Origin of the sequence: Methylobacterium mesophilicum, from assembly GCF_022179445.1 — a bacterium.
Lineage (GTDB): Bacteria > Pseudomonadota > Alphaproteobacteria > Rhizobiales > Beijerinckiaceae > Methylobacterium > Methylobacterium mesophilicum.
This window is the reverse complement of sequence record NZ_BPQU01000012.1, coordinates 30,752-43,347: the sequence shown is the minus strand read 5'-3', so window position 1 is coordinate 43,347 and position 12,596 is coordinate 30,752. Positions and strand designations below refer to the sequence as shown.

Genomic DNA, 12,596 nt, shown 5'->3' with positions numbered 1-12,596 from the left:
ACCCGCTCCGACCGATGAGACGCCCGTTGCGAACGCAGTTTCCTGCCGCCCTCGCCCTCGTCCTGACGACCGCTGCCCCGGTCTGCGCGCAGACTCCCGCGGCCAACACCGTGCCGGGGCTGGAACGGATCAAGGAGGTGCCCTCGGTCACCGCCCTCGATCCGGCCGCGCTCAAGCCGGGGCAGATTCTGTTCACGGATCACCGCGACAACCCCACGGCGCCCGAGAACGGGCTGATCCCGTACCTGGACTGGCTCAAGGTCCGCCCGGCGGAGGCCGCGGTGCTGGCGCCCTTCCCCGGCTACAAGGAGCCGGACTACACCGTGACGGTGAACGGCGTGACCAAGCCGCGGCACGAGACGCTGAAGGTCTACGTGGCGGAAGGGCGATTCGTGGTCGCCCGGCCGCCCGAGGCGATCGACCTCCAGGCCTTCGCCAACCTCGGCTTCGTCCAGAAGATGGACCCGGCGATCAAGCACAAGGCGATCACCACCGGCGAGGTGGCGCCGAACAAGGACCCGGCCGCCGCCTTCGCCAAGCGCCCGGACCGGCCCTGGTGCGAGGGTGCCGGCGCCTGCATCGAGTCCCGCTACGACCTCGAAGGCAAGCTGCCGCTGGGCGTGAAGCTCGCCAACAAGCTCGAAGAGGGCTCGGCCAAGAAGATCGCCGAGTACGTCTCGTTCCAGAGCGAGCTGCGGGTGCTCGGCGCCGACCAGGGGGCGGCCCTGAAGGCGCTGACCAGGATCGACACGCCGGTGACGGGTGGGCTGGAGCAGACGATCTTCTGGGTCAACCAGATCCTGCGCTTCGGCAAGTTCCTGGCGGTGTTCCAGCCGTTGCCGAACGATCCCACCAAGACGGTGGTGACCACATACATGGCGCTGGCCATCAAGGCCGATGTCCTCGACCGCAAGGCCGAATATGCCCGGGTGCCGGTGCTCAAGAACCTGCTGCCGGCCCAGGTGCTGATGGGCAATTCGAGCTTCAACACGGGCAGCTCGATCAGCGCCGGCCTGCCGGTCTACGCCCGCAACCGCATCACGACCTTCGCGGACGCGATCGCGAAGCGGTGACCGGTCGACACCTCGATCCCGGATCGACGTTCCGGGATCGAGGCGGCTCGGGGGCTCAGAACCCGCGGTTGCCGATCGAAGGCAGGGTCGGCTGCGTGTAGGCGCGGTTCACGTCGCGCCGGGTCTGGGTGCCGTTGGTGTCGTTCGAGGCGCGATAGTTGTCGAGCCGGAAGCTGTCGGCGAGGCCGCTGCGCCCGTCGGGGCTGTCGGTGTTGCAGGCGCCGAGGCCGCCGACCGCCAGGAACGCGACGGCAAGAAGGGTAAAGCGCATGATTGGTCCTGAGCGATGCCGAACCGCGCGAGGGATCACTATCCGCCGCCGAATCGCAGGGTGAAAAGTCGGTGTCGGCATGGTCAGCGCGCTGGCAAGTCCGTCAAGACCGGCGGCGAGGTGTAAACCGATTCTGCCGCCTCCGATGCGCGGCGGCCACGGAAAATCCACCTTTCCAGCCGTTAGCGGCGGATAGAGGCCGCCATTTGCCGGAAGTCGGGTCCCTCCCCCTGGCGAATCCGGGGCCTTTCGGGCCAGAACCGTCGGCGATGAGCAACGTCCTGCCCTTCCGGCCGCGCCCGACCGTCACCCGCCTCGCCCGCTGCGAGGTCGTGACCGTGGCCGGCGATCTCCTCGCCCTGCTCGAGCAGCTCGAGGATGTGAGTGCCCGCGCCGCCGCGATGGGCCGTCCGACGCTCGAGGTCGAGCGCACGGTTCAGAACCTCCTCGACGCCGTCAGCGCCGTGGAGCGAGCCCTCGACTGCATCGGCGAGGGCGAGCAGGTCGCCCCGGCCTGACCCGCGCCGACCGGCGGACCGAACCGGTTTTGCACAATAGATCCTGATCCGATTCGGTAGAATACCGCCTCGGTAGCAACGTTCGTCGAACTTCGCTTCAAGACGTCTAATATTCCGGAACTCTCCCGCGCACCTTGCGGTTGAACGTCCGGCGATCGATACCGACGCCGGTTCCGGAGGACGTTATGAGGTTTCGTACGGGCAGCACGTTGGCCGTCATCGCCGCCGCCGGGCTCCTCGCAGGAACGATCGTCCAGGCTCCGGCGGCCGAAATCGGCTTCCTCGAAATGCTGTTCGGTGCCCGGCCGGCGCCTCAGGCGGTCCAGCAGGCCCCCGCGCCGCTCGAAGATCGCGCCGTCTACCGGCGCTCGACCCCGCGGCTCGGCAACGCCCGGCACCGTCTCCAGACCCGGTACGCCGCGCTCCCGGTGCGGATCCGCGCCAAGGAGAGCGAACTTAGCGAACGGCAGACGCCCATCGACATGAAGGCCGGCGCGGCCGCCGCGCTGATGAAGGACGAGACCCTGATGCCGGGTGACATCGTCGTCCTGAACACCGGCGCCAAGGTGTTCACCGGCAATCCCGACAAGCGCCACGCCCTGCGGGATTTTGAGCCGGTCCATACCTCCCGCTTCGTCAGCAAGGGCACCCGCAAGCAGCTCGCCGGATTGTTCACGCCGGTGGGCGCGTCGCCCGCCAGCGAGGCGCGCCGCGTCATGGCGCGTGGCACGTCGGTTCCGTCGTCGCCGGTGGCGACACCGATCCCGCCGCAGCAGACCGCGATGCGGGTCATCAACGTGTGGCAGCCTACCCGCTGAGCGGGACGGCGGTGTTCCGGGCTAGAAAAATCGCTCCTTGACCACGATCGTGTCGCCCGGCCGGACCGAGTAGGTCATCGGCACGATGCCCGACACGAGTCCGCCCCCGGTGTCGCGGGTCAGCACCGCGTAGTCGCGGGCCGCCCGCGGGCCGAAGCCGGCGGCGATCGCCACGGCCGTCTCGACGGTCATGCCGTTGACGAACGGGTATTGGCCGGAGGTCGTGACCTCGCCCAGGATGTAGAACGGGCGGTAGGTATCCACCTCCACGGTCACGTGCGGCTCGCGCACGAAGCCGGAGGACAGCTTGGCCTCGATCGCCTTCGCCGCCTGGCCGGTGGTCTGGCCGCCGACCTGCACGGTGCCGATCAGCGGCATGGCGATCTTGCCCGCCCCGTCGACGGCGTAGATGTTCGACAGGTTGTCCTGGCCGAACACGATCACCCGCAATTTGTCGCCCGCCGAGAGCGGGTAGCGGGCGCCGATCGAGCCGGTGCCGGTGGCATCGAGCTGGTCGGTCCGGAAGGTCGGACGCAGGCAGCCGCCGAGCGCCAACGTCGAGCCAAGTGCGAGGAAAAGAGCGCGCCGGTTCATCACCATCGCCGTCATGGGTGCCAATTCAGTTCGGTCTAGGCCGTTAAGGTTAATGAACCTTGATCAGCGAGGTGGCCTGTTCCGAACAGGGCGACACGCGGCCGGCCTTAACTCTCAAGCAACCTTAACATCCTCTAATAGCGCCCGGGCGGCACTGATCGCCGCCCCGTCGGCCGTCGTGCTCAGAGCGTATTCATGTCTCGTATCAGCCTGCGCTCGCCCATCGCCGCACCCGCGCAGCGGACCCCTCCGCGGGACGGCGTCGGCCTCGCGCAGGTGCCGCAGATCCTGCGCCGGTCGATCGGCTGGATCGTCGGGCCGACCCTGGTGGTCGCGCTGGGCGCTGGCATCTTCGTCAACGTCGTGAGCCCGCGCTACACCGGCGAGGCGAAGCTGATCCTCGAGAGCCGCGACCCGGCCTTCGCGCGCACCGCCCAGGAGCGCGCCGACCAGCTGGCGCCGATCGACGAGCAGGCGGTGGCGAGCCAGGTCCAGGTGGTCATGTCCCGCGACCTCGCCCGGGAGGCGATCCGCCGGCTGAAGCTGGTGGGCAACCCCGAGTTCGATCCGGGTTCGAGCGCCATCGGCCCCGTCCAGCGCGTGCTGATGATGCTGGGCATCGGCGCCAACCCCCTCGACCGCCCGGCCGAGGACCGCGTGCTCGATGCCTATTTCGAGCACCTGCTGGTCTTCCCGGCGGGCAAGTCCCGCATCCTGACGATCGAGTTCCGCGCCAAGGACGCCAAGCTGGCCGCCGAGGGCGCCAACACCATCGCGCAGCTCTACATCGCCTCGCTCGAGGCCGACAAGGTCGACACCGCGCGCTACGCCTCCTCCTGGCTCGGCGGCAACATCGACGGCCTGCGCAAGCGCGTCGCGGAGGCCGAGGCGAAGGTCGAGGCGTTCCGCGCCAAGAACGGCCTGGTCGGCAGCGGCGGCGCGACCGGTCAGCCGCTGACCACCCAGCAGCTCGGCGAGCTGTCGAGCCAGCTGTCCCAGGCCCGGATCCTGAAGGCCGACCTCGCCGGCCGGGTGAAGGCGATCAAGGACCTGATCAAGGATGGCCGCGCCTTCGAGATCACCGAGGTCGCCAACAACGAGGTCGTCCGGCGCATCGTGGACAACCGGATCGCCGTCCGGACGCAGCTGGCGCTGGAGTCCCGCACGCTGCTGCCCGCCCATCCGCGGATCAAGGAGCTGCACGCCCAGCTCGAGGATCTCGACGCCCAGATCAAGACGTCGGCCGAGCGCATCGCGCGCACGCTGGAGAACGACGCCAAGATCGCCGGCTCCCGGGTCGAGAGCCTGCAGGCCGCGGTGGACGGCCAGCAGGATGTGGTCGTCAAGGGCAACACCAGCGAGATCCAGCTCCGGGCCCTGGAGCGCGAGGCCAAGGCGCAGCGCGAGCAGCTCGAATCCTACCTGTCGCGCTACCGCGAGGCGGCCGCCCGCGACGGCGAGAGCGCCACGCCCGCGGATGCCCGCATCGTCTCGCGCGCCGTGACCCCGGAAGTCCCCTCGTTCCCCAAGAAGCTGCCGATCGTCAGCTTCGCGACGCTGGTGACGCTGATGCTGGCGGTGGGCGGCGTGCTCGCGAGCGCGCTCCTGGCCGAGGGAAGCCGGAACGCCAAGGAATCGGACGCGGCGTTCGACACCTCGGACCGGCGCCCCCGCCGCGAGCCCGAGCTCGAGCGCCCGACCTTCGCCTTCCCGGAGGCGATGCCCCCGGCCCACTGGTCCGAGGACGCGGACGCGGCCGCCCCGGCGCCCGTCGCCCGGATGCCGGCCGAGGCCTACGACCTCGCCCCCCTCATCGCCCGGATCGGGGCCGCTTCCCGCCTGCCCGGCGACCGTTCCGGGCACCGGATCCTCGTCATGGAGACGGAGGCGTCCCCGGGCGAGAACGCGCTGCACGACGCCCTGGTGCGGGCGCTGGGCCGCAAGGCCAGCCTCGTCACCATCGACCTGAACAATCCGCATGCCGCCACGGCCGAGCGCGGGTTCAGCGATCTCATCGCGGGCGACGCGGCCTTCCTCGACGTGATCCAGCCCGCAGGCGACAGCGGCCTGCACCGGATCGCCGCCGGGCGCATCGAGGCCGACGTGCTGTTCGACGAGCCGGACACCCTCAGCCTGACCTTCGAGGCCATGGCGGAGGCCTACGGATGGGTCGTCTGCCGCCTTCATGCGGCGCCGGGCGCCGTGGACCTGCTCGAATTGACGGCGGGCTACATGGACACCGTGATCATCGCGTCGAACGCCGCCGCCGAGGATCCGGCGCTCGCCGACCTCTACGCCATCGCGGAGGATGCGGGCGCCGGCCAGATCCTGGTGGCGCAGGACCGCGCGGCCGAGCACGTTGCGCAGTCAGGCTCGACGGATCCCGAGCTCCGCCTCCGCGCCGCGTGAGCGCACGCCAGGATGCGTCCGTCATCGCTGCCAGCTCACCCGAACGGCAATGACAGCCGTTCGGGCCGTTTTTATCTCCGCAGCAAGGTCCGCAGCTTCGCGGCGACGGCGTAGAGGCGGGGATCGCGCTTGATCCGCCGCTTCGTCCGGGTCAGGCCCAGCCGCATCAGCCCATAGGCCCGGCCGCGCAGGCTCACCGGCACGATAGTCTCGACCAGCCCGATGGTCTCGTCGCAGATGCTCGCCTTGTAGCGCGCCTCGCCGACGCCGAGATCGAAGCCCTGACGGCCCCGGGCGGTCTGCTCGCCGACGAGGTGTTGCAGCAGCAGGTCCCCCGGGCTGAACCGGGCGATCTCCGGGTCGGGATCGAACGCCGTCATCATGCCGCTGAACCGGTGATCGCTGACGGCGCCCCCGAAGGTCGCCAGCACGCGACCGCTCTCGGCAAGGCACAGGACGTGGATCTCGACCGCCGGTTCGGCGCCGGACGTGGCCGCCGCCAGGAATCGGCGAACCGCCTCGTCGGCGTAGGGGTCGGCGACGCCCATGCTGGCGAACCGCACCGCCTTGTGAGCGTAGAAGGCCGTCAGATACCGGGCCGCGTCCTCCGCGGTCTCGGCCCGGCGATAGGCCAGGGCGCCCTTGGCCTCGATCAGCCGCTTCTCCTTCGAGCGCAGCTTCTTGCGGGCGTCGGCGCTGAACACGCGGCGCACCGTCGCCTCGGGGTCGGGGCCCAGCATCAGCCCGTAGGCGTCGCTGGCCTCCGGCTCGCCGGCCTGCGCGAACGGGTTGGCCGCGCCCTCCCACATCAGGGGCTGATGCTGCAGCGCGTAGGCGTCGATGCCGGCCGACCGTCCCACGCGGATCAGAGCCGCGGTAACCTCCCCGGCGGAGATCGCGGCCGCGTCGCGGGTGGCGAACAGCGGCATGTGGTAGTTGGCGTGCGTGTCGCCGACGATCCGGGCCACCACCATCCCGGCTGTCCGGGCGAGCACCAGGGGCAGCAGGATGCGGGCACGGCCCTCGGCATCCCGCAGGACCACGATGCGGGCCTCGGCCTCCGTACCGGTCGCGCGCAGGTAGGCGCAGACCCAGTCATACCGCTGATAGGGCGTCTGCAGGCTGGCCGGATCGGCCTCGAGCCGCCGCCACAGGGCTTCGACCGCGGCCAGGTCGGAGAAGATTTCCGCCGTCAGCGTTCCGGACGCACGCGCACCGATCATGTCCGTTCCCGCCACCTGGACGCCGGTCGCCATATCCGATTCTCCCGCCTGCTCGGGCATGGCCCGGAGCCGAGCGCCGACCTTGCGCGGCACGCGCTGAATGCCCGGTGACCTTGAGCATCGAGACACCCGGCTCACGACGGCAAATCGCGACCTTGGCTAATACAATCTTCCCACGGGGCTCTTTGACCGGGTTAGAGCCTGCGATCCCGATCGAACGACGCGTTCGATTGCAGAGACTTCGTTATATCCAATAGCCCGCGCCGTCATTCCGGGGCGCCGCAGGCGAGCCCGGAACCCAGAACCGCTACCCGTGCAAGCGTTTGACACGTCGGCGCCCCTGGATCCCGGGCTCCGCTGCGCGGCCCCGGGATGACGGCGCGTGGCCGCCTCGATCCAGTCACCGTTTGGAGAACAAGGCCGAGCTTTTCGCTGGCTCAGAAGATAAAATTCTTTACCGACGTAAACCGTTGCCAGAGGGGGCGAGAGGAGAGCGCGTCGCGCATGGCCCCGCACGCGGGATAACGGGATCCCCGGTCGCGCTTCGCGGCCGAAGCCGCGCTCACACCTCAGGCTGAGCGATCGGCGCAGATCGGCCTTACGAACTCCAACCTCAATACGCGTTCTCCGTCTTGAACAACGCGAACGGCGTCGTGATCAGGATCTGCAGGTCGAGCAGGACCGACCAGTTCTCGATATAGAACAGATCGTGCTCAACGCGCCGCTGCAGCTTCTCGGAGGTGTCGGTCTCGCCGCGCCAGCCGTTGACCTGGGCCCAGCCGGTGATGCCGGGCTTGACCTTGTGGCGGGCGAAGTAGCCGTCGACCACTTGGTCGTACAGGGTGTTGGCGGCCTTGGCCTGGAGCGCGTGCGGGCGGGGGCCGACCAGAGACAGGTCGCCCTTCAGCACGTTGAACAGCTGCGGCAGCTCGTCGAGCGAGGTCTTGCGGATGAACCGCCCGACCGGCGTCACCCGCGCATCCCCGCGCGTGACCATCCTGGCCGCGCCGGCATCGCACTGGTCGACGTACATCGAGCGGAACTTGAACACCTCGATCAGCTCGTTGTTGAAGCCGTGGCGCTTCTGGCGGAACAGCACCGGCCCGCGGGACGTCAGCCGGACGGCGAGCGCCACCGCGATCATGATCGGCGACAGCGCGAGCAGCATGACCAGGCCGACGCAGCGGTCGAACAGCGCCTTCACCACCACGTCCCAGTCGGCGATCGGCCGGTCGAACACGTCGAGCACCGGCACCGAACCGAGATACGAGTAGCTCCGGGGTCGCAGCCGGAGCTTGGCGGCGTGGGCCGAGAGGCGGATGTCGATCGGCAGCACCCAGAGCTTGGCGAGCATCTGGAGGATCCGCGCCTCGGCGGTGATCGGGATCGTGAACACGATCAGGTCGAGCCGGGCTTGCCGGGCATAGGCGACCAGGTCGTCGACGTTGCCGAGCTTCGGGTATCCGGCCACCTGGTCGGCGGACCGGTCGGCGTTGCGGTCGTCGAACACGCCGACGATGCGGATGCCGCTCTCGCTCTGGGCTTCCAGCGCGGCGATCAGGTCCTCGGCGGGCTTGCCGCCGCCCACGATGGCGGTGCGGCGGTCGAAGCGGCCGGCGCGGGTCTGCCGGTTGATCACCCGGGACAGGGCGAAACGTCCGGCCAGCAACGCCGCGAGGCCGGTGCCGTAGAAGGTGGCGAGCCACAGGCGCGAGTAATGGTCGGCTACCTTGGCGAGGACCAGGATGGCCGCGACCATCAGGAAGGTCATCGACCAGGCCGCGATCAGCCGGATCGCGGCCTTGGCGAAGGTCCGGAAGGCGGCGATGCGGTAGCCGCCGGAGGCCTGGGTCAGCGCCATCATGAGGCCGGCGACCAGGGCGATCGCGCCGGCATAGCTCAGCCCGAACGGTACCCGGCCGCGCAGCATCAGCAGGTGAAGGAGCGCGCCGAGGCTGAAGATCAGGCCGAATTCCAGGGCTCGCACCAGGCCGGCCACGACCACCGGCGAGATTGCGGCCGGGCCCAGGGCCGGCGACGACGCGCCGTCGCCGGGCTCGAGCGCGGCCCGGCCGTCGCGCGGTCCGGTGGCCTCAAGGAGATCGCGGATGTCGAACGCGCTCATCGAACGGCTCCTCCGGGGCGATGTCCCCCGGCCTATAGGCGCCTGATCTATTTCGGGACTTTGGAAACAGATCAGGCTTTAGACGGAAACTCTTGCATCCGAGCCTGATAGCAAATCCTAAACGCGGGGCCGTCCGCGAGGGCCTCTACGCCGTGCGGGCCTGCGCGACCTTCCCGGCTTCGACGCCGAGGCGGTCCGCGCGTGCCTGGAACGCCGCGGCATAGCCCGACACCACATCGGCCCCCATCCGCTCCAGCGAGAACCGCTGGCGGATCGATTCGCTGAGCGCCCGGACCCGCGCCGTCAGCACGTCCGGGGATTCGTCGAGCACCTGACGGATCGCGCCGGCGAGCGCCCCGGCGTCGCGGGACGGGACGAGGTCGCCCGCCATCGGCCCGAAGATCTCCGGGATGCCGCCGACCCGGGTGGCGACCAGGGGCTGCGAGGCGGCCGCGGCCTCGAGCACGACGTAGGGCAGCGATTCCGCGAGCGACGGCACGACCAGGATCCGGCCCCGGGCCAGAACCGACCGGATCGCCTGCGGTGGCTCGAACGCGGCCGCGTCCGAGAGGCCGAGCCGCTCGACCATGGTGCGCAGGCTCTCGGCATCCGGGCCGGAGCCGACCATGAGCAGACGCAGCGCCCGGCCCTCGGCGCGCAGCCGGACCAAGGCTTCGAGCAGGAAGGGCAGGCCCTTCGCCTCGCGCAATTCGCCGACATAGAGCAGGTCCGCGGCATCCTCGGCCAGGGGGACCGGGGCGAACTCGGCGTCGGCGATGCCGTTGTGCACGATCCGGGTCACCTGCTCCGGGCCGCCCACGAAGGTCCGGTGCCGGCCGGCGACGTACTCGCTCTCGAACAGGAACGCGTCAGTCCTGCGGGCGAGCACCGCCTCGGCGGCCATGTAGGTGCGGTGGAGCGCGCTCCCGGGCCGGTAATTGTAGCTGCCGCCATGCGGCGTGTAGGCCCGGATGGCGGTGGCGGAGGCCAGGCGGGCGTAGGCGCCGCCCTTGGCGCCGTGGCCGTGCAGCACGGTGGCGCCGACCTCCGCCGCCCGGCGGGTGACCGCCCGCAGGCAGGTCCAGTCCGACAGGTGCGGGTTGCGCCGCATCGGGATCCGGACGAGGCCGAGTTCGAGGCACGGGCTCAACTCGGCGAGGGCCCGGGCGGCACGCTCGCCGCCGGTGGACGTGTCGCAGACGATCCCGACCGCGTGGCCCGACGCCGCCTGGAGGCGGGCGAGGTCCATCACGTGCCGGAACAGGCCCCCGACCGGCGCGCGGAACACGTGCAGGACGCGGTGGCGTTGGGGGATTCGGGTGTCGCTCGGCTTCACAGCCACGGTATCGCTCCCGGGAATAACAGTCCCGAGAGTGTGGTGCAGCCACCGTCGCAGTAAACTTAAACGGTCTCCGTCTGGATGGGCCTTTTCGACGGAAAGGTAAGCGGAGTTTTACTGCTGTGGATCAATTCACGTCAGTGGCAGGCCGTTGAGGCTGGCCCAGATCGTGCCGTAATGGCAGGCCGTGGCCGCGAGCACGAAGCCGTGCCAGATCGCGTTCTGGAACGGCAGGGTCCGCCAGACGTGGAACAGGACGCCGACCGAGTAGAGCAGCCCGCCGATCGCCAGCAGCCACAGGGCGGTGGGTTGGAGGGCGGCGATCACCGACTCGTAGGCGAGCAGGCCGCTCCAGCCGAGCAGCAGGTAGAGGGCGATGGAGAGCCGGTCGAACCGGCCGGGCAGGAACAGCTTCACCGCGATCCCGACCAGGGCGACCAGCCAGATCACCGCCAGCAGCAGGTAGGCGCGGATGCCGGAGCCGACCAGGGCGACGAGGGGCGTGTAGGTCCCGGCGATCATCAGGTAGATCAGCGCGTGGTCGGCCCGGCGCAGGAGCCATTTCCGCGGGCTGACCGGGTAGAGGTTGTAGACCGCGGAGACGCCGAGCATCAGCACCAGGGCGGTGGCGTACAGCACCACCGCGGCCCGCTCGCCGAATCCGAGATGCGCCGTGAGCGCCGTGGCCACCAGCGCCGCTGCGCCGGCGAGGCCGAAGACGACCCCGAGGCCGTGGATCACCCCGTCCGCCACGATCTCGCGCGGCGTGTAGTGCCACGTCAGGGTCAGCGGGCGACCATCCTCCGCGAGAGACATCATGAAGCCTCCTGCTACGCCTGCAGCCTAAAGCTTAAGATGGCTCAACCGTTCCCTATGCAAAGTGCTGACGGGGCGTTTATCCCAAGGTTCTATTGCCGCGTGGTGAAAGACTTGTTGTGCGTGGCGGTGGCGCCGCAGCCCTGATCAGGCGCCGCGACCCACAAAGCCCTCGAAGCCGAGCACCGGTTCCCGGGCCGGGCGGCGGACGACGCCGGTGCCGCGGCTCAGCCGGGCGTGGACCACCGCCATGGTCAGCACGGCCATCGCCAGGACCTGATGGGCCAGCGCGGCCCAGAGCGGCACCGCCAGCAGCAGGGTGGCGATGCCGAGGCCGGCCTGGGCCAGGGACAGGGCCGCGACGCCGGCGGCACGCCCGGCCGCGCCGGCCGGACCGGTCATCCGCGCGTCCACCGCGTGCAGGAGCGCGACCACCAGGAGCAGGTAGGCGCTGACCCGGTGGTCGAACTGGACCAGGGCGTGGTTGTCGACGAAGTTCTCGATCCAGGGCCGGATCGCGAACAGGCTGTCCACCGGCGGGACGAGGGCGCCGTCCATGTCCGGCCACGTGTTGTAGACGAGGCCGGCATGCGACCCGGCGACCAGCCCGCCGAGGAAGATCTGCACCAGGACCAGGGCCGGCAGCAGCGCGGCGACCCGGCGGATGCGGCCGGGGGCGGGATCGGCCGCGTCGCTGCGCTGGCCGGCCGCCAGCCAGACCAGCCCGGCCAGGATCAGGCTGGCGGTCGTCAGGTGCAGGGCGAGCTTCAGCGGTGCCACCGCGGTCATGCCGGGCTGGAGCCCCGACGCGACCATGATCCAGCCGATCGCCCCCTGGAGGCCGCCGAGGATCCCGAGGCCGAGCAGCCCGAGGCCGAGGCGCCGGCCGATCATGCCGCGCCACCAGAACACGACCAGCGGCAGGAAGAACACGAGGCCGATCAGCCGCCCGAGCACGCGATGGCCCCATTCCCAGCCGTACAGCACCTTGAACGACGACAGGCCCATCCCCTGGTTGAGGATGTTGTATTGCGGCGTGTCCTTGTACTTGGCGAACTCGGCGGTCCAGTCCGCCTCCGACAGGGGCGGCACGATCCCGGTCACGGGGCGCCACTCGGTGATCGACAGGCCGGAACCGGTCAGGCGGGTCGCGCCGCCGACCGCCACCATGGCGACCACGAGGGCCGCCATCAGGTAGAGCCAGGTCCGCACGGCTCCCGATCGCTGCTCGCCCGAGACTCTCATCACCACGCGCATCCCTTCCGCGGTCGGCCCGGATGTCCCGGCCCTCGCGACGCGTTAGGGGAAGCGCGGGACGCGGGCAACGTCGGCGGCGCCGCAGCCCGCGGCGCTGCGCGCGTTGCCAACCGGGCCGACGGGCGATAGCCGTCTCACCACAGGGAGAGACAG

General features: G+C 70.1%; 11 protein-coding genes. 4 read left to right on the top strand and 7 right to left on the bottom strand.

Annotated features, from left to right (window positions below):
- Positions 1–26 precede the first annotated feature (26 nt).
- A complete protein-coding gene (locus tag MFF40_RS13880; RefSeq protein ID WP_147853890.1) occupies positions 27–1,073 on the top strand; it encodes a hypothetical protein in 1,047 nt (348 codons plus the stop codon).
- A gap of 55 nt (positions 1,074–1,128) precedes the next feature.
- Here MFF40_RS13880 and MFF40_RS13875 read toward each other — a convergent pair whose 3' ends face one another.
- A complete protein-coding gene (locus tag MFF40_RS13875) occupies positions 1,129–1,344 on the bottom strand; it encodes a hypothetical protein (protein WP_147853891.1) in 216 nt (71 codons plus the stop codon).
- A gap of 269 nt (positions 1,345–1,613) precedes the next feature.
- Between MFF40_RS13875 and MFF40_RS13870 the strand changes: the two genes are divergently transcribed.
- Together MFF40_RS13870 and MFF40_RS13865 are read left to right on the top strand one after the other, a co-directional pair.
- A complete protein-coding gene (locus tag MFF40_RS13870; RefSeq protein ID WP_058194484.1) occupies positions 1,614–1,862 on the top strand; it encodes a hypothetical protein in 249 nt (82 codons plus the stop codon).
- A 209-nt stretch (positions 1,863–2,071) separates the two neighbouring features.
- Positions 2,072–2,680, top strand: a complete 609-nt coding sequence (locus MFF40_RS13865) for a hypothetical protein (RefSeq protein ID WP_238260911.1) — start codon at positions 2,072–2,074, stop codon at positions 2,678–2,680.
- A 21-nt stretch (positions 2,681–2,701) separates the two neighbouring features.
- On the opposite strand, the gene MFF40_RS13860 is transcribed toward MFF40_RS13865, so the two are convergent.
- Entirely contained in the window at positions 2,702–3,280 is a 579-nt protein-coding gene (locus tag MFF40_RS13860) for a polysaccharide biosynthesis/export family protein (protein ID WP_187193723.1), read from the bottom strand.
- A 189-nt stretch (positions 3,281–3,469) separates the two neighbouring features.
- Here MFF40_RS13860 and MFF40_RS13855 point away from each other — a divergent pair, with 189 nt between their 5' ends.
- Complete coding sequence (locus MFF40_RS13855; RefSeq protein ID WP_238260909.1) at positions 3,470–5,683, top strand: GumC family protein; 2,214 nt, start codon at positions 3,470–3,472, stop codon at positions 5,681–5,683.
- Positions 5,684–5,754: 71 nt separating this feature from the next.
- Here the strand turns inward: MFF40_RS13855 and MFF40_RS13850 are convergent, their stop codons facing one another.
- From MFF40_RS13850 to MFF40_RS13830, 5 genes are all read right to left on the bottom strand, one after another.
- Entirely contained in the window at positions 5,755–6,939 is a 1,185-nt protein-coding gene (locus MFF40_RS13850) for a GNAT family N-acetyltransferase (RefSeq protein ID WP_147898088.1), read from the bottom strand.
- 580 nt (positions 6,940–7,519) lie between these two features.
- On the bottom strand, positions 7,520–9,031 hold the full coding sequence (locus tag MFF40_RS13845; RefSeq protein WP_147898087.1) for an undecaprenyl-phosphate glucose phosphotransferase: 1,512 nt from the start codon (positions 9,029–9,031) through the stop codon (positions 7,520–7,522).
- A gap of 145 nt (positions 9,032–9,176) precedes the next feature.
- A complete protein-coding gene (locus MFF40_RS13840; RefSeq protein ID WP_147857089.1) occupies positions 9,177–10,373 on the bottom strand; it encodes a glycosyltransferase family 4 protein in 1,197 nt (398 codons plus the stop codon).
- A 129-nt stretch (positions 10,374–10,502) separates the two neighbouring features.
- Positions 10,503–11,186 (bottom strand): PAQR family membrane homeostasis protein TrhA, encoded by a 684-nt coding sequence (gene trhA / locus MFF40_RS13835; RefSeq protein WP_147857090.1) that lies wholly within the window; start codon positions 11,184–11,186, stop codon positions 10,503–10,505.
- 147 nt (positions 11,187–11,333) lie between these two features.
- Positions 11,334–12,443 (bottom strand): COX15/CtaA family protein, encoded by a 1,110-nt coding sequence (locus MFF40_RS13830; protein ID WP_415623799.1) that lies wholly within the window; start codon positions 12,441–12,443, stop codon positions 11,334–11,336.
- Positions 12,444–12,596: the final 153 nt, after the last annotated feature.